The sequence below is a fragment of the Pseudonocardia sp. TMWB2A genome (assembly GCF_017312135.1).
On the sequence record NZ_QKQY01000002.1, the window covers coordinates 5,172,258 to 5,198,771 of the forward strand.

General features: G+C 74.2%; 26 protein-coding genes. 4 read left to right on the forward strand and 22 right to left on the reverse strand.

What is annotated here, in order from left to right; all coding sequences use genetic code 11:
• Positions 1–83: 83 nt before the first annotated feature.
• Positions 84–1,511 carry a short-chain fatty acyl-CoA regulator family protein gene (locus DMP17_RS38820; RefSeq protein WP_337832122.1) on the forward strand — a complete coding sequence of 476 codons (1,428 nt, stop codon included), beginning with the start codon at positions 84–86 and terminating at the stop codon, positions 1,509–1,511.
• Here the strand turns inward: DMP17_RS38820 and DMP17_RS38825 are convergent.
• Positions 1,487–2,386 carry an LLM class flavin-dependent oxidoreductase gene (locus tag DMP17_RS38825; protein ID WP_337832123.1) on the reverse strand — a complete coding sequence of 300 codons (900 nt, stop codon included), beginning with the start codon at positions 2,384–2,386 and terminating at the stop codon, positions 1,487–1,489. The two genes, DMP17_RS38820 and DMP17_RS38825, sit on opposite strands and share 25 nt — an antisense overlap.
• 45 nt (positions 2,387–2,431) lie before the next feature.
• On the opposite strand from DMP17_RS38825, the gene DMP17_RS38830 reads away from it, so the two are divergent.
• From DMP17_RS38830 to DMP17_RS38840, 3 genes are read left to right on the forward strand one after another with little or no spacing between them, the layout of a single operon-like run.
• Positions 2,432–3,412, forward strand: coding sequence for an ABC transporter substrate-binding protein (locus DMP17_RS38830; RefSeq protein ID WP_337832124.1), 981 nt, complete (start codon positions 2,432–2,434; stop codon positions 3,410–3,412).
• Positions 3,409–4,539, forward strand: coding sequence for a FecCD family ABC transporter permease (locus DMP17_RS38835; protein WP_337832125.1), 1,131 nt, complete (start codon positions 3,409–3,411; stop codon positions 4,537–4,539). The genes DMP17_RS38830 and DMP17_RS38835 overlap by 4 nt, the downstream gene beginning before the upstream one ends.
• Positions 4,536–5,300 (forward strand): ABC transporter ATP-binding protein, encoded by a 765-nt coding sequence (locus DMP17_RS38840; RefSeq protein ID WP_226350420.1) that lies wholly within the window; start codon positions 4,536–4,538, stop codon positions 5,298–5,300. The genes DMP17_RS38835 and DMP17_RS38840 overlap by 4 nt, the downstream gene beginning before the upstream one ends.
• An 18-nt stretch (positions 5,301–5,318) precedes the next feature.
• On the opposite strand, the gene DMP17_RS38845 is transcribed toward DMP17_RS38840, so the two are convergent.
• The 21 genes from DMP17_RS38845 to DMP17_RS38945 form a co-directional block, all read right to left on the reverse strand.
• On the reverse strand, positions 5,319–6,125 hold the full coding sequence (locus DMP17_RS38845) for an enoyl-CoA hydratase/isomerase family protein (RefSeq protein ID WP_337832126.1): 807 nt from the start codon (positions 6,123–6,125) through the stop codon (positions 5,319–5,321).
• Between the two features lie 99 nt (positions 6,126–6,224).
• Positions 6,225–7,352: a bifunctional 2-methylcitrate synthase/citrate synthase gene (locus DMP17_RS38850; RefSeq protein ID WP_226350418.1), complete on the reverse strand. Its 1,128-nt coding sequence runs from the start codon at positions 7,350–7,352 to the stop codon at positions 6,225–6,227.
• Positions 7,349–8,254: a methylisocitrate lyase gene (gene prpB / locus DMP17_RS38855; protein WP_337832127.1), complete on the reverse strand. Its 906-nt coding sequence runs from the start codon at positions 8,252–8,254 to the stop codon at positions 7,349–7,351. The genes DMP17_RS38850 and prpB overlap by 4 nt, the downstream gene beginning before the upstream one ends.
• Positions 8,254–9,765 carry an MmgE/PrpD family protein gene (locus tag DMP17_RS38860; RefSeq protein ID WP_226366537.1) on the reverse strand — a complete coding sequence of 504 codons (1,512 nt, stop codon included), beginning with the start codon at positions 9,763–9,765 and terminating at the stop codon, positions 8,254–8,256. The genes prpB and DMP17_RS38860 overlap by 1 nt, the downstream gene beginning before the upstream one ends.
• A 137-nt stretch (positions 9,766–9,902) precedes the next feature.
• Positions 9,903–10,694, reverse strand: a complete 792-nt coding sequence (locus tag DMP17_RS38865; protein ID WP_226366538.1) for an ABC transporter ATP-binding protein — start codon at positions 10,692–10,694, stop codon at positions 9,903–9,905.
• A complete protein-coding gene (locus DMP17_RS38870; RefSeq protein WP_226350414.1) occupies positions 10,691–11,728 on the reverse strand; it encodes a FecCD family ABC transporter permease in 1,038 nt (345 codons plus the stop codon). The genes DMP17_RS38865 and DMP17_RS38870 overlap by 4 nt, the downstream gene beginning before the upstream one ends.
• Entirely contained in the window at positions 11,725–12,741 is a 1,017-nt protein-coding gene (locus tag DMP17_RS38875; protein ID WP_337832128.1) for a FecCD family ABC transporter permease, read from the reverse strand. The genes DMP17_RS38870 and DMP17_RS38875 overlap by 4 nt, the downstream gene beginning before the upstream one ends.
• On the reverse strand, positions 12,738–13,766 hold the full coding sequence (locus DMP17_RS38880; RefSeq protein ID WP_337832129.1) for an ABC transporter substrate-binding protein: 1,029 nt from the start codon (positions 13,764–13,766) through the stop codon (positions 12,738–12,740). Before DMP17_RS38880 ends, DMP17_RS38875 begins: the two co-directional genes overlap by 4 nt.
• Positions 13,767–13,882: 116 nt before the next feature.
• Entirely contained in the window at positions 13,883–14,953 is a 1,071-nt protein-coding gene (locus DMP17_RS38885; RefSeq protein WP_337832130.1) for an ABC transporter ATP-binding protein, read from the reverse strand.
• 21 nt (positions 14,954–14,974) lie between these two features.
• Positions 14,975–15,628, reverse strand: a complete 654-nt coding sequence (locus tag DMP17_RS38890) for a hypothetical protein (RefSeq protein WP_337832131.1) — start codon at positions 15,626–15,628, stop codon at positions 14,975–14,977.
• Entirely contained in the window at positions 15,625–16,284 is a 660-nt protein-coding gene (locus DMP17_RS38895; RefSeq protein WP_337832132.1) for a hypothetical protein, read from the reverse strand. Before DMP17_RS38895 ends, DMP17_RS38890 begins: the two co-directional genes overlap by 4 nt.
• Positions 16,281–16,841 carry a hypothetical protein gene (locus tag DMP17_RS38900; RefSeq protein ID WP_337832133.1) on the reverse strand — a complete coding sequence of 187 codons (561 nt, stop codon included), beginning with the start codon at positions 16,839–16,841 and terminating at the stop codon, positions 16,281–16,283. Before DMP17_RS38900 ends, DMP17_RS38895 begins: the two co-directional genes overlap by 4 nt.
• Positions 16,838–17,335 (reverse strand): hypothetical protein, encoded by a 498-nt coding sequence (locus tag DMP17_RS38905; RefSeq protein WP_337832134.1) that lies wholly within the window; start codon positions 17,333–17,335, stop codon positions 16,838–16,840. The genes DMP17_RS38900 and DMP17_RS38905 overlap by 4 nt, the downstream gene beginning before the upstream one ends.
• Positions 17,332–18,837, reverse strand: coding sequence for an MCE family protein (locus DMP17_RS38910; RefSeq protein ID WP_337832135.1), 1,506 nt, complete (start codon positions 18,835–18,837; stop codon positions 17,332–17,334). Before DMP17_RS38910 ends, DMP17_RS38905 begins: the two co-directional genes overlap by 4 nt.
• Entirely contained in the window at positions 18,834–20,069 is a 1,236-nt protein-coding gene (locus tag DMP17_RS38915; RefSeq protein ID WP_337832136.1) for an MCE family protein, read from the reverse strand. The genes DMP17_RS38910 and DMP17_RS38915 overlap by 4 nt, the downstream gene beginning before the upstream one ends.
• Positions 20,069–21,232, reverse strand: coding sequence for an MCE family protein (locus DMP17_RS38920; RefSeq protein WP_226366543.1), 1,164 nt, complete (start codon positions 21,230–21,232; stop codon positions 20,069–20,071). Before DMP17_RS38920 ends, DMP17_RS38915 begins: the two co-directional genes overlap by 1 nt.
• Positions 21,232–22,296, reverse strand: coding sequence for an MCE family protein (locus DMP17_RS38925; RefSeq protein ID WP_337832137.1), 1,065 nt, complete (start codon positions 22,294–22,296; stop codon positions 21,232–21,234). Before DMP17_RS38925 ends, DMP17_RS38920 begins: the two co-directional genes overlap by 1 nt.
• Positions 22,284–23,306: an MCE family protein gene (locus tag DMP17_RS38930; protein ID WP_226366544.1), complete on the reverse strand. Its 1,023-nt coding sequence runs from the start codon at positions 23,304–23,306 to the stop codon at positions 22,284–22,286. The genes DMP17_RS38925 and DMP17_RS38930 overlap by 13 nt, the downstream gene beginning before the upstream one ends.
• A complete protein-coding gene (locus DMP17_RS38935; protein ID WP_178373042.1) occupies positions 23,303–24,550 on the reverse strand; it encodes an MCE family protein in 1,248 nt (415 codons plus the stop codon). The genes DMP17_RS38930 and DMP17_RS38935 overlap by 4 nt, the downstream gene beginning before the upstream one ends.
• On the reverse strand, positions 24,547–25,389 hold the full coding sequence (locus DMP17_RS38940) for an ABC transporter permease (RefSeq protein WP_178373043.1): 843 nt from the start codon (positions 25,387–25,389) through the stop codon (positions 24,547–24,549). Before DMP17_RS38940 ends, DMP17_RS38935 begins: the two co-directional genes overlap by 4 nt.
• Positions 25,390–25,399: 10 nt before the next feature.
• The gene (locus DMP17_RS38945; RefSeq protein WP_202968228.1) at positions 25,400–26,182 is read right to left on the reverse strand and encodes an MlaE family ABC transporter permease; all 783 of its coding nucleotides are present in this window, start codon (positions 26,180–26,182) and stop codon (positions 25,400–25,402) included.
• Between the last annotated feature and the right edge of the window lie 332 nt (positions 26,183–26,514).

The following is a 26,514-nucleotide window of genomic DNA, read 5'->3' on the forward strand; positions in this document are numbered from 1 at the left end:
GGTGGCGACCTGCCAACTCCTGCGCATCTTCCGGCCGGATTCTGCGAAGGTTGCGAAGGGTGTCCTCGGCTACAGTCCGCAGCATGGCGACCTCAGGCATCCCGGGGACCCGGTTGCGCGCGCTGCGCGAGACCCGCTCGATGAGCCAGGCCCAGCTGGCCCGCACCCTGGAGATCTCGCCCAGCTACCTCAACCAGATCGAGCACGGCTCGCGCCCGCTGACGGTGCCGGTCCTGCTACGGATCACCGAGGTGTTCGGCGTCGACGCGGCGTTCTTCGCGGCCCGGCGGCCCGAGCGTCTCGTCGCCGAGCTGCACGAGGTGTTCGCCGAGACCACCTCGGCCGCCGGGTCGGTCCCGGTGGGCCAGATCGAACGGCTGGCCGCGGAGCTGCCCTCGGCCGCCGACGCGGTGCTGGAGCTCTACCGGCGCTGGCGGCGCGCCGACGAGCACCTGGCCGCGGCGGCCGACGGCCCGCGCGACGGCAGCGACCGGGTCCGGTCGGCGTCCCCGCACGAGCAGGTGCGCGACTACTTCTACCGGCGCCGCAACCACGTCGCCGAGCTCGACGACGCCGCCGAGACCCTGGCCACCGGGATCGGGGTCCGGCGCGGCGAGGTGCGGCGCGCGCTGGCGGAACGGCTGCGCAGCGTGCACGGCGTCGGCATCGCCGGGCTGGAGGACGACCGCGGCGGCGCCGGCGAGCTGCACCGCTACGACCCCGTCGACCGGGTGCTGCGGCTCTCGCCCACGCTGCGCGCCGGGCAGCAGGCGTTCCGGATGGCGACCCAGCTCGCCCTGCTGGAACACGACGACACGATCGAGGCCCTCGCCGCGCAGGAGCCCGTCGACGCCGACACCCACACGCTCACCCGGATCGGCCTGGCCCGGTACTTCGCCGCCGCCCTGACCCTGCCCTACGGCGAGTTCCGCACGACGGCGGAGACCTTCCGCTACGACATCGAGCGCCTGTCCGACCACTTCGGACAAGGCTTCGAGACGATCGCGCACCGGCTGTCGACGCTGCAGCGCCCGTCGGAGCCCGGGGTCCCGTTCTCGTTCGTGCGGGTGGACCGGGCGGGGAACATGTCCAAGCGCCAGTCCGCGACCGGCTTCCACTTCTCCCGCGGCGGCGGGACGTGTCCGCTGTGGAACGTCTACCGCGCCTTCGCCTCCCCCGGCGAGATCGACGTGCAGGTCGCGGCCATGCCCGACGACGCCCGCTACCTCTGGGTCGCGCGCACCGTCACCGGCTCGCAGCGCCGCTGGGGGCGGCCGGGCAAGACGTTCGCGATCGCGTTGGGCTGCGAGCTGCGCCATGCCCACCGGCTCGTCTACTCCGACGGGCTCGACCTCGACAACCCCGCGGCGGCCACCCCGATCGGCGCGGGGTGCCGGGTCTGCAGCCGGACCCGCTGCCCCCAGCGGGCCTTCCCGCGGCTCGACCACGCGACCCAGATCCTGGAGGACCGCAGCACCTTCGTGCCCTATCCGGTGTCGACCGGCGGCTGAGCGGCCCGGGCCGCCACCGCCGCCAGCCCCCGCAGGACGGGGCGCAGCTCGTCGAGGGTCAGGCGGGCGGGCTGGACGTGGCAGAGCAGCTCGGTGGCGTGGGGCAGGCACGGGTCGGCGGCGAGCGCGGCGAGGACCTCGGGGCCGGTCCCGGCGTGGACGTTCCCGGCGGCGAACCAGGCCGACGGATCGTGCCCGCGCCGGGCGACGTGCGGGGCGAGCAGGGCGTGGACGGCCGCACGGGACGCGCCGGGCAGCACCGGCCGCGACAGTCCCACCCGGGCTCCCCCGGCCGCGCGGAACCGCCCGAGCAGCCGGGCCGAGCGGTGGTCGTCGGGGCCCGCGGGCCCGGAACGGCGACCGGGCAGCAGCCCCAGGCCGTGCCGGACCGCCGTGTCGACCCCACCCGCCGACGACGTCGCCAGCCACACCCGGTCCCGCAGCCCCGGGGCCGCCGGCGTGACGGCACCGGTCAGCGCGTCGAGGGCCTCGTCGAGCCGGGCGTGCCGCTGCGCCGGGTCGGCCCCGAACGCCTCCGACACCCCCGGGTCCGACCCGGCACCCAGCCCGAGCTCCAGCCGGCCACCGCTGAGCACGTCCACCGTGGCCGCGTCCTCGGCGAGCCGTAGCGGGTGCTCCAGCGGCGCGACGACGACGGCCGTGCCCAGCCGGATGCGCGCGGTACGGGCCGCGACCGCGGCGAGGACGACCAGCGGCGAGGACACGTGGCCCTGCTGGGCGCCGAGATCGTGCTGGGCGACCCAGAACGAGGAGAACCCGAGCTCCTCGGCGAGCACCGCGAGCCGGACGGTGTCGTCCAGCTCGGACGCGGCGTCGCGGGGGCCCGCGCCGTGGGTGAGTACGCCCCATCTCACACCAGACACTGTGGACATCTGAGCAGGTTTTCATACATTGGTCCGGTGTTCCGCCCCCGACTCCGCGCCGCGACCGCCGCGCTCACCGCCCTCCTGCTGACCGGCTGCGGCGCCGCGGTCACCGACGCCCCCACCGCGGGCGCCCCGGCCGCCGGGTTCCCGGTCGTCGACGACAACTGCGGCGTCACCACGACCTACCAGGCGCCGCCCACCCGCGCGGTCACCCTGACCTCGAACGCCACCGAGCTGCTGCTCGAGCTGGGCGTGGAGCGGTCGATGGTCGGCACCGCGTACCTGAAGAACCGGCCGATCGGCGAGCGCTACGCGCAGGCGTACGCCTCCGTCCCGGTGCTCGCGCCGGGTCAGCCGTCGCTGGAGCAGCTGCTCGCGGCCGAGCCCGACTTCGTCTACTCCGGCTACCCGGACGGCTTCTCCGAGTCGAACGGACACACCCGCGCCCGGCTCGCGGAGCTGGGGATCGACACCCACCTCAACCCCGAGTCCTGCCGCGAGGGACGCTCCGGGTTCGAGGACCTGTTCGGGGAGATGACCCGCATCGGGGCGATCTTCGGGGTGCCGGAGCGGGCCGGGCAGAGCGTCGACGCCCTGCGCACGCGGCTCGACGCCGTCGCCGAGCGGCTGGGGACGGTCGAGCCGGTCGACGTGTTCGTCTACAACAGCGGCACCGACGCCCCGCGCACCGCGGGCGGGCGGGCCCTGCTCACCGACATGATCGAGCGCGCCGGCGGCCGCAACGTGTTCGCCGACCTCGACCAGCGCTGGGGCGAGGTGTCGTGGGAGCAGGTCGCGCGGCGCGCCCCCGACGTCGTCCTGATCTACGACTACCTGGACCCGAGCGTCGAGTCGAAGATCGCTACGCTGCGGGCGACCCCCGCGGTCGCCGGGCTGCCCGCGCTGACGCGCCCCTTCCCCACCGTCCCGCTGTCGGAGGCCCAGCCCGGCCCGCGGTCGGTCGACGCCGTCGAACGGCTGGCCCGCGAGCTGCACCCCGACCGGTTCCGGTGACCCGGCGGGAGCAGCTCGTCGCGGCACTGCGCCCGGACGGTCCGCTCCCCGCGACCGGGCCGGCACCACGCGGCACCGCCGGGCACGGCCGTGTGTCGACGACGGCGGCGGTGGCCGTCCTCGGCGTGCTGCTGGTCCTCGCCGCAGGCCTGGCCCTGACGACGGGCTCGGTGTCGGTGCCGTGGTCGCAGACCTGGCGGATCCTGGCCCACCGGCTCGGTGGCACCGCCCTGGTGCCCGACCCGGACTGGTCCCGGGCCGAGGACCTGATCATCGCCGACACCCGGCTGCCCCGGGTGCTGCTCGCCGGGCTGGTCGGCGCGGCGCTGACCGTGGCCGGGATGGTCCTGCAGGCCGTGGTGCGCAACCCGCTGGCCGGCCCGGGCGTGATCGGGGTGTCGTCGGGCGCGGCGACCGGCGCCGTCGTCGTCATGCGGTTCGGGCTGCTCGGTGCGGGGGCGCTCACCCTCAACGTGGCCGCCTTCGCCGGGGCGCTGCTCACGCTCGCCGTCGTGCTGGCGGTCGCCCGCTCGGCCGGGCGGATCACCGTGCTGCGGCTGATCCTCGGCGGGGTCGCGGTCGGGTCGGTGCTGTCCGCGCTGACCAGCCTGCTGGTGCTCACCGCGCCGAGCCCGACGCTGGCCTCCCAGGTCCTGTTCTGGACCCTCGGCGGGTTCGGCGCCGCCCGCTGGGAGGTGCTGGTCGTCCCGGCCGTCGTGCTCGCCGCCGGGGTGACGGTGCTGGTGTCGCGCTCCCGCGACCTGGACCTGCTGCTGGCCGGCGACGAGAGCGCCGGTGCGCTGGGGCTCGACGTGCACCGGTTCCGGCAGGCGATGTTCGTCGTCGTCGCGGTCCTGGTGGGGGTGACCGTCGCGGTCAGCGGGGTGATCGGGTTCGTGGGCCTCATGCTGCCGCACGTCGTGCGGTTCCTGGTCGGTTCCGGGCACCGGCGGGGCCTGCCGGTCGCGGTGCTGGTCGGCGCGCTGTTCACCGTGCTCGCCGACCTCGTCGCCCGGACCGTCGTCATCCCCGAGGAGCTGCCGGTCGGCATCGTGACCGCGCTGGTCGGCGGACCGTTCTTCGTGTGGCTGCTGCGCCGCGACGGCCGCAGGCAGGACGCCCGGTGACCCCGCTGGAGATCCGCGACGTGCACGTCGTCGCCGGGCGGGCGACCCTCGTCGACGGGGTCTCGCTGTCGGTCGGGGCCGGCGAGGTCGTCGGGCTGCTCGGCCCGAACGGCAGCGGCAAGTCCTCGCTGCTGCGCACCGTCTACCGGGTCGGGGTCCCGGCGTCCGGCTCGGTGCTGGTCGACGGCTCCGACGTCCGGAGCCGCCCGGCCCGGTGGGTGGCGCAGCGGGTCGGGGTGGTCCTGCAGGACATGCCGTCGGACTTCCCGCTCACCGTGCGCGAGGTCGTCGCGATGGGGCGCTCGCCGCACAAGCGCCCGCTCGCCGCGGACGACCCCGTCGACCACGCCCTGGTCGGCTCCGCCCTGGAGCTGCTCGACCTCACCACCCTGGCCGGGCGCCGGTTCGCCACCCTGTCCGGCGGCGAGCGGCAACGCACCCTGGTCGCGCGGGCGCTGGTCGGGCGGCCCGCGCTGCTGGTCATGGACGAGCCGACCAACCACCTCGACGTCCGCCACCAGCTGGCGCTGCTGGAGCTCGTCCGCGAGCTGGGCCTGCCCACCCTGGTGGCGCTGCACGACCTGAACCTGGCCGCGCGCTACTGCGACCGGCTGTGCCTGCTCGACGCCGGGCGGGCCGTGGCGACGGGGACCCCCGCCGAGGTGCTGACACCCGAGCGGATCTCCGCGGTGTACGGCGTCACCGCGACGGTGCTGGACCATCCGTCGGCGGACTGCCCGCTGGTCGTGCTCTCCCCCTGAGTGCGCCCGGCCGGCCGGTCAGCGCCGGGTGAACACCGCGGGCCTGCGGTCCAGCACACCGCGCACCGCGTCGCGGTGGTCACGGGTCCCGGCCAGCCGGGTGAAGTGCGAGGCCTGCAGCGCGCGGGCGCCGTCGGCGTCGAGGTCGTGCGCACGGCCGACCGCGGCCTTGGTCGCCTCGACCGCCAGCGGTGCCCGGGTGGCGATCCGGTGCGCGCGCCCGCACGCGGTCCGCAGCAGGTCGCGCGCCGGGACGACCGTGCCGACCAGCCCGGTCCGCAGCGCGGTCGCCGCGTCGCAGCGCTCCCCGGTCAGCAGCATCTCCCGGGCCGGTCCGAGACCGATGAGCCGCGGCAGCCGCCAGACGCTCATGATCAGCCCGACGTTCACGCCCGCCGCGACGAAGAACGCGTCGTCGGCCGCGACGCGGATGTCGCAGGCCAGCGCGAGCTCGAGCCCACCGCCGACCGCTCCCCCGGTGACGGCGGCGACCACCGGGACCCGCAGCTCCTCGATCCGGTCGGTGAGCCGCAGGACCCCGTCCAGGAAGTCCGCGGAGCTGCCGTCGTCGCGGGCCCGTCGTTCCTCGCCGAGGTGCCCGCCCGCACTGAAGTGGCCGACCCCGGTGAGGACGAGCGCCCGGACCGCGGTGTCGGCCTCCACCGCGTCGAGCGCGCGCCCGACCGCCGCCCGTACCGGGGCGGAGAGCGCGTTGGCGGGCGGATGGTCCAGGGTGAGGACGGCGACGTACGGGCCGTCACGGGTCAGTCGCACCCCCGGTGGGTCCACCGGGTACTCGGTCGGGGCGGTCGGGTGGAGGCTCATGGGCACCTTCCGGGCGACGGCACCCCGGCCCGCCCGTGATCGACGGGCGGGCCGGGGTGCGGGGAACCGGCGGTCGGCCGGTGGCGGGACGGCACCGGGTCAGGCCGGGCCGGGCACCTCGCGGCGGGCGGCGCCCTCGTACGCCGCGAGCGGGCGGATCAGCGAGTTCGCGGCCAGCTGCTCGGAGATGTGGGCGGTCCACCCGGTGATCCGCGACATCACGAACAGCGGCGTGAACATCGGGATGTCGAACCCCATCAGGTGGTAGAGCGGGCCCGCCGGATAGTCGAGGTTGGGGTGCAGGCCCTTCTCCCGCAGCATCGCCGCGGCCAGCGCCGAGTGGGTGGCCAGCAGCGTGCCGGCGCCGCGGAGCTCGACGACCTGTTCCAGCGCCGCCTGCAGGGTCGGCACCCGCGAGTCGCCGCGCTTGTAGACGCGGTGCCCGAAGCCCATGATCTTCTTCTTCTGCGCGAGCGCGTCGGCCAGCCACGCCTGCGCGGCGTCCGGGCCGTCGATCCCGGCGAGCATGTGCATCACGGCCTCGTTCGCGCCGCCGTGCAACGGCCCCTTGAGCGCACCGATCCCGGCGACGACGGCGCTGTAGAGGTCCGACAGCGTCGAGGTCACCACGCGCGCGGTGAACGTGGAGGCGTTGAAGCTGTGCTCGGCGTAGAGGATCATCGAGACCTCGAACGCCCGGACGACCTCCGGTTCCGGGACCTCCCCGAAGGTCATCCGGAAGAAGTTCGCCGCGTAGCCCAGGTCCGGGTCGGGCGCGATCGGGTCCAGTCCGCGCCGGCGCCGCTGGTCGATCGCGACGACGGTCGGCAGTGCGGCCAGCAGCCGCAGCGACTTCTGCGCGTCGGCGGTCGGGTCGTCCTCCTGGGCGTCCTCGGAGCCGAGCCAGCTCACCGCGGTGCGCAGGGTGTCCATCGGGTGGCAGGTGGTGGGCGTCGACAGCAGCAGCGCCTGCAGGCTGCGGTCGATCGGGCGCAGTGCCCGCTCCTGCGCCTCCAGCCGGGCCAGCGCCGCCGGGTCGGGCAGCTCGCCGTGCCACAGCAGGTGGGCGACGTCGAGGAAGCCGCGGTGCGCGCAGAGGTCCTGCACCGGGTAGCCGCGGTAGAGCAGCGAGTTCGTGTCGGCGTCGACCTTCGAGATCGCCGTGGTGTCGGCGACGACGCCGGCCAGTCCCTTGCGGACCTCGGGCGGGGTGTCGATGACGGTCATGCGGGGTCCTCCTCCTGGTATCCGGCGAGGCGGGCGTCGAAGGCCGCGTACTCGTCGTAGCCGAGCAGCTCGTAGAGGCGTGCGCGGGTCTGCATCCGGTCGACGACGCCGGACTGGGTTCCGGTGCGCCGGATCTCGGCGAGCCCGGCCTCGGCGGCGCCCATGGCCAGCCGCAGCAGGGTCACCGGGTAGATCACGACGTTCATCCCGAGCCGGGCCAGGGTGTCCGCCGTGAGCAGCGGGCTCCTGCCGAACTCGGTCATGTTCGCCAGCAGCGGGACGTCGAGCGCGTCGCGGAACGCCGCGTACTCGCTCTCCGAGGTCAGCGCCTCGACGAACACCATGTCCGCGCCGGCGTCCACGTAGGACCGGGCACGGGCGACGGCGGCGTCGAGCCCCTCGACGGCGCGGGCGTCGGTGCGCGCGCAGAGCACGAGGGCGTCGTCGTGGCGGCCCCGCACGGCGGCCCGGATCCGGGTGCACATGTCCTCGGTGGACACGAGCTCCTTGCCCGCGAGGTGGCCGCAGCGCTTCGGGTCGACCTGGTCCTCCAGGTGCAGGCCGGAGACGCCGGCGTCCTCGAAGGACTGCACGGTGCGCGCGACGCACGCCGGGCCGCCCCAGCCGGTGTCGGCGTCGACGAGGGTCGGCAGGTCGGTCTGCCGGGCGATCGTCGCGGCCCGGGCGGCGACCTCGGTGGCCGTCGTCAGCCCGACGTCGGGCAGCCCCAGCTCCGCCGACAGCACCGCACCGGAGACGTAGGCGCCGTCGAAGCCCTGGTCGGCGACGAGCATCGCCGACAGCGCGTTGAACGCCCCGGGGAACTGCAGCAGCCGCCCGCTCGCCAGCGCCTCGCGGAACGCCACCCGGCGCCCGTGCGCGGTGGTGGTCGTGCCGAGCATCAGAACACCCCGCGGCCCGGGGCGCCCGCGAGCGACACCGGGACGACGGTCAGCTCCCCCAGCTCGCCCGCGTCCAGCTCGGGCAGCCGCAGGGCGTGGTCGAGGAAGCGGTCCTGCTCGACGCGGTCGACGGTGTCGCGGGCCAGGTCGCGGAACTTGCCGACGTACTGCTCGCGGCCGAACGGGCGGGCGCCGAGCGGGTGCGCGTCGGCGACGGCGATCTCGTCGACCAGGGTCGACCCGTCGGTGAGGGTGATCTCCACCCGGCCGCCGAACGCCTTCTCCGCGGGGTCGTGGGAGTGGTAGCGGCGGGTCCACTCCGGATCCTCGACGGTCGAGATCGCGTGCCACAGGCGGACCAGCTCGCCGTCGGCGGCACGGTGCGGCGGGTAGGAGCGCTCGTGGTGGAAGCCGCCGTCGAGCAGCGCGACCGCGACGATGTAGGGGATCGAGTGGTCCAGGGTCTCCCGGGACGCCTGCGGGTCGTACTTCTGCGGGTCCCCGGAGCCGGAGCCGATCACGTAGTGGGTGTGGTGGCTGGTGTGGATGACGATGCTGCGCACCGCGTCCGGGCCACCGGCCTCGCGCAGCCGCGGGCCGAGCCGGCGGGCCAGGTCGATCAGCGCCTGGCTCTGGTACTCGGCGGAGTGCTCCTTGGTGTAGGTCTGCAGGATCGCCTGCGGCGCCTCGCCCGGCGCCGGGAGCGGCACCGTGTAGCCGGCGTCCGGACCGTCGAGCAGCCAGGCGATCACGCCGTCCTCGCCCTCGTAGATCGGCGACGGCGCGCCCTCCCCGAGCATCGCCCGGTCGACGGCCTCGATGGCGACCTTGCCCGCGAAGGCGGGGGCGAACGCCTTCCACGACGAGATCTCGCCCTTGCGCGACTGCCGGGTGGCGGTCGTCGTGTGCAGGGCCTGCTGCACGGCCTGGTAGGTGACCTCGGTCGGCAGGTCGAGCAGCGCGCCGATGCCCGCGGCGACCGAGGGGCCGAGGTGGGCGACGTGGTCGATCTTGTGCTGGTGCAGGCAGATCCCGGTGACGAGCGCGACCTGCACCTCGTAGGCGACCGCGATCGCCCGGGTGAGCGCGGCGCCGTCGGCACCGGTGTGCTGGGCGACGGCCAGCAGCGGCGGGATGTTGTCCCCGGGGTGGGAGTAGTCGGCCGCCAGGAACGTGTCGTGGAAGTCCAGCTCCCGCACCGCGACGCCGTTCGCCCATGCCGCCCACTCCGGCGAGACCCGCTCCCGGGTGCCGAACACGACCGAGCCCGCACGGTCCGCGGCCGCCGCGTGCCGCAGCGCCTGCGCCCGGGCGGCGACGACCGGGCCGCGGTCCAGCGACGCCGTCGCCACACCGGCGTTGTCGACGAGCCGGTTCACGACCATGTCGGCGACCTCGGCGGGCGGGGCGACCGGGTCGGCGGCCACCTCCGCGATCTTCCAGGCGAGCTGGTCGGTGCGGGCGAGGTTCTCCTCGCTGCGGTGCACCCGGACCTTGTGGTCGACGGTCATGCGGGCTCCTCCTCGTGAACGGCCGGTCGGCCGTGGGACCGACACTCGCGCAGCGGGGAGGTGGGGGGCCAGGACGTGTACGTGGTGAATCCGAACCGGGTAGCCGGGCCGATCTGCGAAGGGTGCGAAGACCCGGCTCAGGAGCGGCGGCCTCCCGGGCGGGGAAGGACCAGCGGGGTCCCGGTGAGCGGGTCCGGCATCACCAGCGCGTCCACCCCGAACACCGAGGAGACGAGCTCCTCGGTCACGACGGCGGACGGCACCCCCTCCGCGACGATCCGCCCGTCGCGCACGGCGATCAGGTGGTCGGCGTAGCGGGCGGCGAGCTCCAGGTCGTGCAGCACCATCACGACGGTGCGGCCCTGCTCGGCGTTGACCACGCGCAGCAGGTCGAGCACGTCGAGCTGGTGGGCGAGGTCGAGGAAGGTGGTCGGCTCGTCGAGCAGCATCGTCCCGGGCCCCTGGGCCAGGACCAGCGCGATCCAGGCCCGCTGCCGCTGCCCGCCGGAGAGCTCGGCGACCGGCCGGTCGGCCAGCCCGGTCAGGCCGGTCGCCGCGAGCGCGCCGGAGACGGCGGCCTCGTCCTCGGCCGACCACTGCCGGAACCAGCGCTGGTGGGGATGGCGCCCGCGTCCGACGAGGTCGGCGACGGTGATGCCGTCCGGGGTCGTCGGCTGCTGCGGGAGCACCCCGAGCCGGCGGGCCAGGTCGGTCGCCGGGAGCCGCGCGATCTCGGCGCCGTCGAGCAGGACACGTCCCGCGGCGGGCCGCAGCAGACCGGCGAGCCCCCGCAGCAGGGTGGACTTGCCCGAGGCGTTGGGCCCGACGATCACGGTGATCCGCGACGCCGGGACGGTCACGGACTGGTCGTCGATCACGACCTGCCCCGGGTGGTGGCCGAGGGTCAGCCGTTCACCGGACAGGGTCATCCGCTCGCTCCGATCCGGTTGGCGCGCACCAGCAGCGCGATGAGTACGGGCGCCCCGACGACGGCGGTGACGACCCCGACCGGCAGCTCCCGCGGCGCGAACACGGTCCGGGCCGCGAGATCGGCGACGACGACCACGAGCGCGCCCGTCCCGGCCGAGGCGAGCAGGCCGGGGCTGCGTTCCCGGAGCACCCTGCGCACGATCTGCGGCGCGACCAGCGCGACGAACCCGACCGGCCCGGCCGACGCCGTCGCCAGCGCGGACAGCCCCACCGCCGCGGCCAGCATCACGGTGCGGGCCCGCCCCGCGCGGGGGGACAGCGACCTCGCCAGGTCGTCCCCCAGCTCCAGGACCTGGAGCCGGCGGGCCGCGGCGAGCACGACGGGCAGCAGCAGGCACAGCCCCGCGGCGACCGGCGCCACGTCCGGCCACGAGCGGCCGGACAGGCTGCCGACCAGCCAGACCGCCGCCGAGTAGGCCACGTTGACGTCGGCGCGGCTCAGCAGGAACGTCGCGGCGGAGCCCAGCATCGCCGCGACGCCGATCCCGACCAGCACGAGCCGGTAGCCGGAGAACCCGCCCCGCCAGGCGACCGCGTACACGGTGAGCGCGGCGAGCAGCGCGCCGGTGAGCGCACCGCCGGTCACCCACGCCGCCGAGGCCCCCCACACGACGATCATCACGACGGCGCCCGCGGACGCCCCCGCGTTGATCCCGATGACGTCCGGGCTGACCAGCGGGTTGTGGGCGAGCCGCTGCAGCACGGCCCCGGCGACGCCGAAGGCCGCGCCGACCAGGACCCCGGTCAGCGCCCGCGGGAGCCGGTGGGTGACGACGAGGTCGTAGGAGATCAGGGTGCCGTTCCCGGCGAGGGTGTCGAGCACGGTCCCGAGCGGGAGCGGGTACTCCCCGACCGTGACCGCGACCAGCCCGACGGCCACCGCCGCCGTCCACGTCGCGAGGCCCAGGACCAGGCCACGGACGCCGATCCGGGCCGACACCGGCCCGCGGCGCAGGACCAGGGTCGCGCTCACAGGGCCGCCACCCTCCGGGTCCGGACCAGGTACAGGAACGCGGGCCCCCCGAGCAGGGCCGCGGTCACCCCGAGGTGGACCTCCTCGGGGGCGATGACGACCCGGCCGACGACGTCGGCGACCAGCGCGACGCCGGCCGCGAGCAGCGCCGACAGCGGCAGCACCCACCGGTGGGCGGCGCCGACCAGCGCCCGCGCCGCGTGCGGGGCGACGAGCCCGAGGAACACGACCGGCCCGGCCAGCGCGGTCGCCGTCCCCGCGAGGACGACGACGGCGACGAGACCGGCCATCCGCGTCGGGCCGGGACGGGCGCCGAGGCCGCGCGCGGCGTCCTCCCCCAGCGCGACGGCGTCGAGGCGCCGGACCAGTGCGACCGCCAGCACGACCCCCACCAGGGCGAACGGCAGCGCCTGGCCGACGGTGGCGAGGTCCGCCCGGGCCAGCGACCCGATCATCCAGTACCGGTAGCGGGCGAACAGGTCCCGGTCCAGCAGCACGAACGCCGAGGTGACGGCCGTGAGCAGCGCGGAGACCGCGGCACCGGCCAGCGCGAGCTTGACCGGTGTCACGCCGTCGCGGCCCGACCCGCCGATCGCGTACACGGCCACCGCCGCGCACGCCCCGCCGAGGAAGCCGAACCACACGTACCCGGTGAGCGACCCGACCCCGGCGGTCATCGTCGCGATCATCGCCGCCGCCGCGCCGGCGTTGATCCCGAGCGTGTCCGGGCCGGCGAGCGGGTTGCGGGTGATGCCCTGGGCCACCGCGCCGGCGAGCCCGAGGCAGGCTCCCGCGAGCAGACCGCACAGGGTGCGGGGCAGCCGGACGTGCCGGACGACGAAGTCGGTCCGGCTCCCGGTGAAGTGCAGCAGGCCGGTCGACAGCTCGGACCAGGTCAGTGGCCGGGCCCCGACCTTCATCGACAGCACCGTGGCCACGAGGACGACGGCCACCGCGCCGGGCAGGGCCCAGGGCGCGGCGGACCGGACCCGGACCGCGGACGCCGGGCTCACTCCGGATGGACGAGGTCGGCGACCCGCTCCGCCGCGTAGGGCCCCCGGATGCCGGCGGCACGGTCGGCGAACAGGAACGGGTACACGCGTCCCTCGCGGACCGCCGTGCTCCCGGCGAGCGCCGGGTCGGCCCGGATCTGCGCCACGTCTGCCTCGCCGTCGGCGACGGTGGTGGCGGCGTCGCAGCAGGTCGAGGTCAGGATGACGTCCGGGTCCCGGGCGATCAGCTCCTCCTTGGACACCGCGACGTGCCGGCGCTCGGTGAGGTCGCCGAAGGCGTTCTCGGCACCGGCCATCTCGAGGACCCGGGTGCCGAAGTCGATGCCCGAGGCGATCCGGTAGCTGCCGTCGTCGTCGTTGAGCAGGATCGCGACGCGGGGCCGCGGCGCCCCCGCCACCCGCTCCTGCACCGCGGTGACCTTGGCCTGCAGCTCACCGACCAACTCCTCGGACCGTTCCGCGGCGCCGAGGACCCGGCCGAGCGAGCGCAGGTCGGCGTAGACCGTCTCCATCGACACCTGTCCCGGGTCGATGGCCTCGTCGGACAGCCCGTCGGCCGACGGGCACAGCGGTGCGTTGACCCAGGTCCGGACGCCCAGCGCCGCCAGGTCGGCCCGGGTGCTGATCGACTCGTCCCCGGTGGTGGCGAACACGTTGTTGTAGCCGGCGAGCACGAAGTCCGGCTCCGCCGCGAGCAGTGCCTCGCGCTGGGGCAGGTCCTGGGTGTAGGGCTTTCCCTGCTGTGCCGCGGCGTACGGCTCGACGACCTGCGCGTCGAGGAACGCGGTGCCCACCAGCCGGTCGGACAGTCCCAGGGCGTGGACGGTCTCGATCGCGGGCTGGTAGAGCGCGTAGATGCGCTCGGGCGGCGCGGGGACCGTCACCTCGATCCCGCAGTTGACCTCGGTGACGGCACCGGCCGCGTCCGGCGCGGCCGCCGGGGCGGGCGGCCCGCCGCAGGCGGACAGGGCGAGCACCGCGGCGGACAGGACGGCGACCGGCAGGACCCGGCGGGGGACGGACATCGCAGCTCCTCGTCGATCGGCGACAGCCAAAGGTTGACGAACTGTTCATATGTCACGGTGTGGTGCGGGCGCCACCGTTCCCGGATGTCCGGAACATCACTCCTGTCCGGCTGCGGTCAGCCGCTGACCCGCGGGTGGACGTCGGTGGGCCAGTTGTCGTCCGCCGCCCCGCGCGCCTCCTGCCGGGTCGTCCCGTCCCGCGACGGGTCGGTGGACGCGGCGTCGGCGTCGGCGTACTGCTCCCGGATCGCCTCCTGCGCCGACTCGGGAAGCTCGTGCATCATCTCCTGGACCCGCTCACGGCGGCGGTGCACGGCCTGCCGGTCGGGCATCCCGGTCGAGGCGACGAGCTGGGGCTTCATCGGCGGGCGGCCCTCGAGCTCGCCGGCCTCCTCCATCTCGCGGGCGGCCTGGGCGGCGTCCTTCTCCTCCGACATCCCGATCGGCCCCTCGCGACGCCCGTTGAGGAACTGGGCGACGACGGGCTCGTCGGAGGTCAGCAGGACCTCGCGGGGGCCGAACATGGCCAGGTGCTTGCGGTAGAGCAGCCCGATGTTGTCCGGGACCGTCTGCGCCGAGTTGATGTCGTGGGTGACGATCAGGAACGTCGAGTCCGTCATCGCGTTCAGATCGATGATCAGCTGGTTCAGGTACGCCGTCCGCACCGGGTCCAGACCCGAGTCCGGCTCGTCGAACAGAATGATCTTCGGATCCAGCACCAACGCCCGCGCCAGCCCCGCACGCTTACGCATACCGCCCGAGATCTCACCCGGCAGCTTGCCCTCGGCACCGACCAGACCGACCATGTCGATCTTCTCCATGACGATGTCGCGGATCGCCGACTCCGACTTGCGCGTGTGCTCCCGCAACGGGAACGCGATGTTGTCGAACAGGTTCATCGACCCGAACAACGCACCGTCCTGGAACAGCACCCCGAACAGCTTCCGGATCTCGTACAGCTCGGACTCCGAGCACTTGCACAGGTCGACGCCCTCGATCACGATCGACCCCCGCTCCGGCTTGAGCAGCCCGATCAGGGACTTCAGGAACACCGACTTACCGGTACCCGACGGTCCGAGCAGCACCGACACCTCGCCCGCGGGCAGCGTCAGGGTCACGTCCGACCAGATGTTGGCCCGACCGAAGGACTTCGTCAGTCCCTCGACCTTCACCTCGACACCCGTCATGGGGTCACGTCTCCTTCTCGCCTAGAAGTTGCGCAGGTCGGACACGAGCCACCGGCCGTCGACCCGCTGGACCGTGACCTCGGCGCGGCCCGCGGTGGTGCGCGGCGGCTCGCCGGTGCGGGCGGCCTCCTGCGTGAAGTAGACCAGGGCGGTGACCCGGTCGGCGTCGGCGGACACCACGCCGGCCCGGGTGACGACGGTCCGTGTCCCCACCCCGCGGTCCAGGGCCGCTCGGACGACGGAGTCGAGCACCGAGTCGAACTGGCGTCCGAAGTCGCCGGTGACCAGGCCGCGGGCGCGTGCGACGTCGGCGTCCTTCGACGCCGGCTGGTAGCTGAGGACCTGCTCCACACCGGTGCGGGCCGCCGCCAGTCCGTCCACCCGGGCCTGTTCGGTCTGCTGCGCAGGCCGGACGACGGCGGCGTACAGCACCGCCGCGGCCACGAGCAGCAGCACGGAGACCACCGTCGTCGTCCACAGCAGCGTCCGGCGACGCCGGGACAGGCCGCGCCGGGCGGCGCCGAGCGCGGCGCGCAGGCGGGCACCGCGGCCGGGCCGGGTCCCGGTGGTGTCCCCGCCCCCGCCGTCGTCCTCGGCGGGGGTCGTGGCGGGCCCGGGGTCGGTCACCGCGACCGCACCGGTGCGGTCCGTGCCGGTCTCGTCGTCGTGCGTCACGGGGCCACCTCCACGGTCGACACCTTCCACGCCCCGTCCTCGTGCCGCAGCCCGAGCAGCAGCCGGAAGTCGCGCGGGGCGCCGTTGGGGACCTCGGTGTTGCGGACCGTGGTGCTGGCGCTGACCAGCACGGTCGCCGTGTCGGCGTCGATGTGCTCGATGCCCACCGCGTCGATCCCTCCCTCGGCCCTGACCTTCCCCTGCGCCAGGATGGCCCCGAACACCTCCGAGAAGCGACCCAGCTCGGTCCGGAACGGGTCGGTCGCGACGGCGAGCATGTTGTCGACGTTGCCCTTCGCGTTGTCGGCGTCGATGCCGATGAAGTCCCGCACGACCTGCGACGCGACGGCGGTCGCCTCGTCCCGGTCGGCGACGGTGCCGGCGGTGCCCCGCCACGCCAACACCGACAGGACCGCCGCGGCGAGGGCGACGACCAGCAGCAGCGCGACGGCCGCCACGGCGAGCCGCCCGCGCCGTCGCGGGGCGTCCGCGGGAGCGGCCCCGTCCGGCTCCGCACCGACCGGGCCGGCGCCGGCGGGCGCGGTGTCCGTCGGGTCGGTGTCCGTCGGGTCGGCGTCCGTCGGGTCGGCGTCCGCCGTGTCGGCGTCCGTCGGGGCGGCGTCCGCCGTGTCGGGGTCGGTCGCCGTGTCGGTCACACCTGGTCCAGTCCGGCGATCAGCCATCGGCCGTCCACCTCCCGCATCGTGAGCGTCGCCTGGACGGTGTCCACGCGCTCGCCGGCGTTCGTCGTCGTGCTCTGGTTCAGGAACACCAGCACCTGGGCGTCCGAGCCGGACCAGCCGACCCAGCCGGCCCCGACGACCCGGGCGATCGTCCGCGCGCCGAGCCGTTCCGCGTTGGGCCGGACCTTCTCGTCGAACAGACGCCGGTAGTCGTCGTGGAAGTTCCCGGTCGTGGTGTCGTCGACGACGGTGGACGCCGCGTCGAGCTTGCGTCCGTCGTAGGACAGCAGGGTCTGGGCGCCGGCCGTGGCCGCGGCCAGGACGTCGTCGCGGGTGCGCTGGTCGTCCGACCGCGCGACGAGCAGCCACGCGCACACCCCGGCGGCGACGGCGAGCAGCGCGATCACCACGAGCAGCGCCACCACGAGGCCCCGTCGCGAGCGCGGCCGCGCCCCCGGGCCCGGGGTGTCCCCGGCGTCGCTGTCCGGCGCGCCCGCGGTGCCCGTGCCCGTCGTGTCCGCGCCGGTCACGGGACGAACTCCAGCCTCGACACCAGCCATCGTCCGTCCTCCTGCTCGACCGTCATCCGCATCCGGTACTGGCGGGGCTCGCCGTCGGGGACCTGCGCGTTGTGCACCGTGGAGTCGGCGGACACCAGCACGACCGCGCGGCCCGGTCCGCGTTCGGCGACGCCGGCCGCGGACACCTCACCGGTCGAGCTCACCTTCGCGTCGCGGATGGTCCCGGCGAAGGTCCCGGACCGGCTGCCCAGCTGCTCGTGGAACTCCCCCGTCGTCCCGTCCTCCAGCCGGCGCAGCGTCGCGTCCGCGGTGTCCGGGGCGATGGTGAGCAGGTCGGTCGCGGTCTGCCGGGCCGCGACCAGTGCCGGCTCGTCGTCGCCGGTCCCGCCGACGAGACGGACGGCCAGCACCGTGACCAGCGCGGCGAGCAGGAGCGCGACCACGCCCAGCCCGATCGGCAGGGCGAGCGACCGCGGCGGCAGCCGGAACCGGGGGCGGCTCATCCCTCCACCCCCAGCGGGTCGAGCACGATGGCCTGCCACCCGCGGTTCGACGACCGGACCCTGTTCCCGTCGACGATCGGGGTGTTGCTGCCGGGGGCGAGGAAGACGCCGTCCAGCGACGCGGCGTCGGAGGGGGTGTAGCCCTCCTCCCCCGGCGAGAACGGCTGGTTCTCCTCCGGGTTCGTGTTCCCGTCACCGGTGGTCGGCAGGTTCCCGGGTCGCAACGGGTTGTCCTCGACCCGGTCGCTCTGGAGGCCCGCCACCTCGAGCTGGGTCGCGACCGCCGCCTCGCGCGCCGCGGCCGCCTCCTCCGGGCTCTGGAAGCGGAAGCCGCAGGACGCGGCGTCGGGGCCGCGGCCGTCGGGGATCGGGGAGCCCGGCGGGCAGAGGTAGGCCTTCCCGCCACGGGCCGCCTTGAGCGGGTCCGGGTCGGTGCAGCGCACGCCCACGCCCGGGCGGGCCGGGGAGACGTCGGTCGGCGGCCGCCGGTCGACGATGAACCCGTCCAGGCAGGGCGCCGGGTCGTTCACCTGCGTCTGCAGGTTGATCATGATCGTGCCCGGGACGGGCGAGCCGCTGACCGCACCGATCGAGGCGTCGAAGGTCGACGGCAGCAGGGTCAGCGTCTGCTCCAGGTGCGGGACGTAGACGCGGGCGACCTCGCCGACCGAGGTCAGGTTGTTCAGCAGGTCCGGGAGCGGGTCCCCGATCTGCTTCACGAACCCGGCCACCTCGTCGAGCGCCGGCGGGAAGCGGTCGAGGGTGCCGCGCAGCGCGGGGTCGGCCTCGGTCAGCCGCCCGGTGAACGACGCCAGGTTCGCGACGTAGGTGCGGATGTCGCCGGAGGTCGCGTTCTGGGTGGCGAGGACCGGGTCGAGGTCGTCGATCAGCCGCACCGTCGGGTCGAGGTTGGCGGTCGCCTCCCGGGTCAGCAGGTCGAAGGAGTCGATCAGGCGGCCGAGGTCCTCGCCGCCACCGGCGAACGCCTCGCCGAGCTCACCGACCGTGGTGTTCAGCTTCTGCCCCGGCACCGACGCGGCGAGCGCGTTGGCCTGCGAGAGCAGCTCCCCCGTCGTCGTCGGGAGGGAGACCTGCTGCACCGGGACGACCGCGCCGTCGGTCAGGAACGGGCCGCCCGTCGTGCGCGGCTCGAAGTTGATGTACTGCTCGCCGACCGCGGAGATGCTGCGGACCTCGACCGCGGAGTCCACCGGGATCGGGTGGTCGTCGAGCACCTGGATGTCGGCCTCGACACCGTCGCGGGTCAGCCGCACCGCGTCGACCTGGCCGACGGTCACCCCGCGCAGGCTCACCACGCCGTTGACGTAGAGGCCCGCGCCGGCGGGGAGCTGGACGGTGACCGCGTTCCGCCCGATGCCCAGCATCCGCGGGACGTTGAGGTAGGTGACCGCGCCCCAGCCGACGGCGATCGCGGCGATCACCAGGAAGGCGACCAGCTTGCGTGCGGTCGTGCGGGAGATCCGCACCGACGAGGCCCTCATCGGCCACCTCCCAGGAGTCCGCCGAGGATGCCGTCGGACCCGGACCCGGACCCGTCCGGCGGGTCCGCGGGCCGGTCGGCGCCCGGCAGCGGCAGCACGCCGTCGAGCGGCTTCGTCAGGTCCTGGAACGGGGCCAGTGGCGCCGTCAGGGCCGGCGGCGCGCCCAGCGGCGGGACGGCCAGCACGCCGGGCCCGTCCGGGCCGGGCAGCTGGAAGCCGTCGAGCAGGTTGCGCCGCAGGACCTCCGGGGTGAGGTCCAGGGTCAGGAACAGGTTGCCGTAGTCGCCCTTGAACATTCCCGGGAACGCGGTCGACGCCGGGAACGGGAAGGTGAGCAGCAGCTCGATGCCCTGGGTGAGGTCGGTGCCCGCGTCGGCCAGCCGGGCGACGGCGGGCCGGATCTGCCGCAGGTTCGCCAGCAGGTCCTCCTTGGACCGGTCGGACAGCGTCCCGACCGCGGAGTCGAGCCGCTGCACCTGCTCCAGGGTGCGGACCAGGTTCTCCCGGTCCTCGTTGAGCACCTTCAGCGCCCCGGGGATCGTGTCGATGCCGCGGGCGAGGGTGGCGTTGTCGGCGTTCAGCGTGCCGCCGAGCCGGTTCACCGCGTCGAGGGCGCGGACGATGTCGTCGCGCTGGGCGTCGAGCCCGCCGACGAACCGCTCCAGGTTCCCCACGAGGGAGCGCAGGTCGTCCTGGCGACCGTCGAACACCCGGTTGAGCTCGGTGGTGATCGTGCGGACCTGCTGCAGCCCGCTGCCGTTGAGCACGACCGACAGCGCGCCGAGGAGCTCCTCGGTCTCGGGGTAGCGCCCCGACCGGTCGAGCCCGATCACGTCGCCGTCGGTGAGGCGGCCCTCGGGGGCGGCCCCGTCCGGCGGGGCCAGCTCGAGGTACTCGGCGCCGAGCAGGCTCTTCTGCGCGACCCGGGCGACGGCGTTGGCCGGCAGCACGGCGGCCTTGTCCAGGCTGACGGTGAGGACCGCCTTCCAGTCCTTCACCTCGGTGCGCACGACCGACCCCACGGGCACGTCGGCGACCATGACCTCCGCGTTCGGGACGAGGTTCGCGACCTGCTCCATCTCCACGGTGACCTGGTAGGCGTCCGGGCCCGTCCCGGCACGCAGCGGGAGGGGCAGCTCGCCCAGGCTGGAGAACCCGCAGGCACTCGTCGCGACGGCGACGGTGGCCAGGGCCGCCACCACCCGGGCGGTGCGCGCGGCTCGGCGCGTCATCAGTTGCCTCCCAGCGACGGGATGGACGGGAGCGCCGGGGCCGACGGGTCGCCGTACTGCAGCGGGTTGACCGCCACCGGCGGCGAGTCGACCCGGGCGAGGTCGAGCAGCGGGCCCAGGCCCGCCCGGCAGGCGTAGGCCGCGGCCGGGTCGGCCTCGCGGGACGGCGCGACGGCGGCCGCCGCGTCGCAGACGAACGCGGCCGGGCTGCGCAGGTTGGTCACGGCGACGTTCGCGGTGACCGCGCCGGTCTTCTCGTCGATGAAGTTGGCGAAGTTCGACACCAGGAACGGCGCCTTCTGCAGGAGGTCGCCCAGCGCCTGCCGGTTCTGCGACACGGTGCGGACGACGTCGTCGGCCTTGCGCAGGTCCTCGGTGAGCTGGTCGCGGTTGTCGGCGACGAAGCGCTGCACGACGGGCGCGGCCCGGTCGAGGCTCTCCAGCACCCTGGCCAGGGCGTCGCGGTTGTCGGCGAGGATCCCCGACACGTCCGCGAGCTGGCCCTGGAAGCGCTGGACCTGGGCGTCGGCGTCCTTGAGCGCGGTGACGAAGGTCTGCAGGTTCCGGACGGTGGCGAAGATGTCCTCGCGTCCGTTCGCCAGCGTCGACGCCGCGTCGGAGAGCTTCCGGATGGTGTCGCGGATCAGCGGGCCCTGGCCCTGCAGGTTCGCCGAGGTCGTGTCGAGGAGCCGGTTCAGCGCACCCTCGGTCTCGGCGGACTGCGGCGCGAGCGCCTTCGCCAGCCCGGCGACCTCGGTCTTGATCCGGTCGAACTCGACCGGGGCGACCGTGCGCTCGCGGGGGATCTCGGCGTCGTCGGCGAGCTGCGGGCCGCCGTCGTAGGGCGGTCCGAGCTGCACGTACCGGACGCCCACCAGGGTCGGGGAGATGATCGCCGCGGTCGCGTCGGCCGGGAGCGGGACGTCGGCGTCGTAGCTCATGACGACCTTCACCGCGTCCGGCCGCGGCTCCACCGACTCGATGGTGCCGACCTGCACGCCGAGGACGCGGACCTCGTCGTGCGGGTAGAGGTTCACGGTCTGGTCGAAGTACGCGGTGACGGTGCGGGTACCGGGGCTCACCAGGGCCCAGACGGCCGCACCGGCCGCGACGACGAGGACCACCACGAGCAGCAGCACGCGGTTGCGGGTCACGAGGGCCATCAGTTCCCGCCTCCCTGCGGGGTACCCGGCGCCGGGCCGACGGCCGGGGAGACCGGGGTCAGCTGGTCGAGCACCGAGGGCAGGTTCTGCTGGGCCAGGTTCGTGGGCACCAGGTTCGGCACGAGGGCGAAGAACCACGGTCCGCTGGAGATCGCCTCGCCGAGGCTGCCGGCGTAGGTGTCCAGGCCGGTGATCGCGGCGGCGAGGTTGCGGTCGTTGGCCCGCAGCAGGTCGAGGGTCTTCTCCAGCTCGTCAAGCATCGGGCGCAGCTGCTGCTGGTTGTCGCGGGCGAGCCCCTCGACCTCCTGGACGGCGCCGGTGACGTTCAGCAGCAGCGACCGGATCACCTCGCGACGGGCCCGCAGCTCCTCGAGCAGCAGGTTCCCGTCCGAGACGAGCGTGGTGATGGAGCTGCTCCGCTCGGCGAGGACGCCGGAGACGCTCGCGGTGTGCGAGAGCAGCTCCTGCAGCTCCGCGTCCCGCGAGGAGATCGTCTTGGACAGCCTGCCCAGCCCCTCCAGCGCCGAGCGCAGCTCCGGCGGGGTGTCGGCGAAGGTGTCGGCGACGGTGTTCAGGGACTCCGCGACGCGGGGGACGTCGAGGTCCTCGGTCTTGCGGGTGAGGGTGTCCAGCAGCTCCTGGACGTCGTAGGGCGCGGACGTCCGGTCGAGCGGGATCTGCGCCCCGTCGTCCAGCCGTCCCGGCCCGGACGGGCGGACCTCGAGGAACTTCGCGCCGAGCACCGTCGCCGTCTTGATCGACGCGCCGGTGGACTCGCCGAGGGTGCTGCCGTCGAAGACGGTGAACCCCACGTCGACGGCCTTGCCGGCGAGCTCGACGGAGTCGACCTTGCCGACGACGACGCCGGCCAGCCGGACCTCGTCGCCGGTCTTGAGGCCCGCGGCCTCGGAGAACAGCGCGGAGTAGGTGCCGGAGGTGAGCTGGCGGTAGAGGTAGCCGGAGTTCAGCGCGGTGACGGTCGCGACCACCGCGATCACCAGCGCGACGGCCCCGATCCTGAGGAGGTTCATCTCCTCGAAGCGGCGGCGGGTCAGAACTGGCATCTCGCCTCCTGGCTCGCGATGGTGTCGGTCATGATCGGCGGGCCGACCCCGGGGTCGAGGCGGACCTGCACGCCGCAGAGGTAGAACTGGAAGCCCTGCTGGTAGATCCCGGCGCGGCCGAGCAGCTGGTAGTAGCCGGGCAGCTGCTGGAAGTAGACGTTGAGCCGGTCGGAGTCGTCGTTGACCAGCCGGGTCAGGCGGTCGAGCTCGTGCACGGTGCCGGCGACGGCGGGCCGGGCCTCGCGGACCAGGCTCTCGACGGTGCCGGCCAGGTGGTCGGCGCGCTCCAGCGACCGCCCGATCGAGCCGCGGTCGGCGGCGAGCCCGCTGACCAGCGTCTGCAGCTGGGTGACCAGCTCGTGCACGTTGTCCTTGCGCGCGTCGAGCGTGCCGAGCACACCGTTGAGGTTGGTGACGACCTCGCCGATGACGCGGTCGCGGTCGGCCAGGGTGCCGGTCAGCGTGCCGATCTGGCCGAGCAGCGTGCGGACGGAGCCGCCCTGCCCCTGCAGCACCGAGATCAGCGACTCGGCGAGCTGGTTGACCTGCGCCGGCTGGAGGCCCTCGAACAGCGGGGTGAAGCCGTTGTAGAGCTCGTCGAGGTCGATCGCGGGCCGGGTCCGGGACGCCGGGATCACGCCGCCGTCGGCCAGCTGCGGGGTCGGCTGCGCGCCCCGCAGCAGCTCCAGGTAGCGCTGCCCGAGCAGGTTCTTGTAGCGGACCGCGCCCTCCGACGCCTGCTCGACGGGGACGTCGGAGCGCAGCGAGAACTCGACCCGAGCGAGGTTGTCGGCGCCGACGTCGACGGACTCGACACGACCGACGGTCACGCCGGCCACCCGGACGTCGTCCTTGGCCTTCAGGCCGGAGGCGTCGACGAACTCGGCGGTGTAGCGGGCCGTCTCGCCGAACCGGACCGAGCCGTAGGCGACGACGACGAAGGCCGCGCACAGGGCCGCGACCACGGCGAAGACCACGACCCGGACGAGGTTGCCCCGGATGCCGCTCATCGGCCTCCTCCTTCCGCGGTCGGGCCGGCGGGGGCGGTGAGCGCACCGAGTGCGGCCGGGGCCCCCCCGAGGCGTTCCTGGATGGTCGGGCCGAGCTCGTCGCCGCCGATCAGGACCGCGATCGGGGTGTCCCGGACCTGCACCGGTGCGTCGCGGGTGTCCAGACGCGGGGAGCCGTCGGGGTAGAAGGCGTGCCGCGGGAACGTGCCCGGTGCGGGGATCCCGGTGCCGCAGTTGGGCTGGTCGATGCCGAGGGACGGCGCGTTCTCGGGGGTGTAGCCCTGCTCGCCCGGCTGGAACGTGGTGAGCGAGCGCAGGCCCGGCTGGGCGCCGCCGAAGGTCGGCAGCAGCAGCTTCTGCAGGTAGTTGAGGCTGTCGAAGGTGCAGGGGAAGGTCGGCGCGTAGCGGCCGAGCACCTCGGTGGTCGGGCGGAGCGTCTTCAGGGTCCGGTCGAGGCCGTCGGTGTTGGCCTCCAGCACCCCGGAGACGTCGGTCGCGAACATCGACAGCGACGCGAGCGTGGCGTCGATCCCCGCCTGCTTCTCCACGATGGTGCCGCCGGTGGTCGTGACGTTGCGGACCACGTCGAGCAGCTGCGGGCTGACGTCGGCGTAGGTGTCGAACACCGGGGCCGCGGCCTGCAGGTCGCGCTGCAGCGCGGGCAGCGACGGGTTGATCCGCTCCAGGTACCGGTTGAACGACACCAGCGTGGCGCCGAGCTTGTCGCCGCGGCCGTTGAGCGAGGTCGACAGGGCGCCCAGCGCCGTGTTGACCTTCGCCGGGTCGATCGTGGTGAGCAGCCGGTTCAGGTTGTCGAAGACCAGGTTGGCCTCGGTCTGCACCGCGGCGGCCGGGACGACGGCACCGGCGGCCAGGGTCGTCGTCGACGGCGAGGCCGGCGGGACGAGGTCGACGTACTTGGGGCCGAACACCGTCGGCGAGATGATCTGCGCGGTCACGTCGCCCGGGATGAGGTCCAGCTTGGACGGGTCGATCGCGAGGCTGACCACCGCGCCGCCGTTCCCGTCCGGCTCGACGGCCGAGACGCGCCCGACCCGCACGTCGCGCAGGGCGACGTCGGCGTCGGGCTGCATCAGCAGACCGGCCCGGTCGGTGCGGACGGTGGCGGGCACACCCGGGGTGAAGACGTCCAGGTAGGACGCCACCACGAGCGCGGCGCACAGCAGCAGCACCCCGATCGCGGCGAGGCCGCGGACCTCGTGCCGTGTCTCCGCCCCGCTCATCGGGACAGGTGGAGGGTCTCGGGGTCCGCGTAGAGCAGGACCGCGGTCACCAGCGCCGTCACCATGACCGCGATCAGCGACAGCCGGACCGCGCGCCCGACCGCGGCGCCCACCCCGGCGGGACCGCCGGAGGCGGTGAAGCCGTAGAAGGCGTGGATCGACATCACCACGAAGGCGATCAGGGTGACCTGCAGGACCGAGGTGAGCACGTCGGTCGGGACCAGGAAGGTGGAGAAGTAGTGGTTGTAGGTGCCGACCGACTGGCCGTAGCCGAGCACCACGATCAACTGGGTGGTGGCGAAGCAGGCGATCAGCGCCAGCGCGTAGAGCGGGACGATCGCGATCGTGCCGGCCAGGATCCGGGTCGTGACCAGGTAGGGCACGGCGGGGACCGCCATGACCTCGATCGCGTCGATCTCCTCGCTGATCCGCTGGGCGCCGATCTCGGCGGTGAACGCGGCACCGATGGTGGAGACCAGGGCGACCCCGCCGATCAGCGGGGCGGCCAGCCGGATGTTGATGTAGCTGGCGAGGAAGCCGGTCAGGGCGTCGGTGCCGACGGCGTTCAGGGCCTCGTAGCCCTGGAGGCCGACGATCGCGCCGGCGCTCGCGGTCAGGATCGACACGACGACGACGCTGCCGCCGATCAGGACCAGCGCGCCGGTGCCGAAGCTGATGGCGGTGAGCTGGCGCAGTACCTCGCCGAGGTAGCGGCGGACCACGACCGGGATGCCGGCGTAGGCCTTCAGGTAGAACTCGACCTGCTCGCCGACGACGCGCAGGCCGGCCCGGGGGCGGTCCACGGCGCGCCGCAGGGCGGAGCCTTCGGATGTGTTCACGAGCGGGTCCTCAGATCCTTTCCAGCTTCAGCTGGATGTCGACCGCGGTCAGCAGGGCGTTGATGATGAAGAGCAGGACGAAGGAGATGACGACGGTCTCGGTGACGGCCTGGCCGACGCCCTTCGGGCCGCCCTCGGTCTTGAGCCCGCGGTAGGAGGCGACGAGACCGGCCAGGGTGCCGAACAGCAGCGCCTTGAACGAGCTGACCAGGAAGTCACCCTCGTCGGTGAGCAGCGTCAGCGTCGCGACGAACTGCCCGGCCGAGGCGCCCTGCAGCCCGACCGACACCACGTAGGCCACGATCTCGCCGACCACGGTGATCACCGCGTTGAGGCAGAGGGCGACCACCGCCGAGGCCAGCACGCGGGGCATCACGAGCCGGTGCAGCGGGTCGATGCCCATGACGTTCATGGCGTCGATCTCGTCGCGGATCTTGCGGGCGCCCAGGTCCGCCGCGATCGCGGTGGCGCCGGCGCCCGCGGTGACGAGCACCGCGGCGACGGGTCCGATCTGGCGGAGCACCGCGAGGCCGGTCACCGCGCCCGCCACGTCCAGCGCGCCGATCTCGGCGAGCAGCTGGTTGATCAGCAGGATGACGACGCCGACGAACGGGATCGTCACCATGATCGCCGGCGCGAGGGACACCGAGGCGATGAACCGCGTCTGGGACAGGAACTCGCCCAGCGGGAACGGCCGCTTGGTCACCGTGCGGGCGGTGTCCAGGACGAACGCGGTGAAGCTGCCGGTCGTCTGCACGATCCCCCGCAGCGACGGCGCCCGGGTGCCGCTCACCGGCGACCCCCCGTCGTCGCCCCGTGGGGAGTCCCCGTGGGGGCGGTACGCGTCCTCGTCATCGAGTGACCTCCGTCATCGGCCCGGCCTAGTCCTGACTTCTTAAACGAGGATTAGATTCGGGGGTTACGGCGGCCGCGGAGGTTTTTCCGTGCGACCGCTTGTTCACCCGACGGTGTCGCGCGACGGGCCGCCGGTCCGGCGGAGCGGACCCGGACATCCCGGACCCCGCGCCGCACGAGGGCACGTTCCCGCAGCTCGGAGCCCCTGCCCGGAACGGAGGCCGGGACGGCGGCCCACGGCGACGGGCGGCACGGCGGGGCACCCGACCG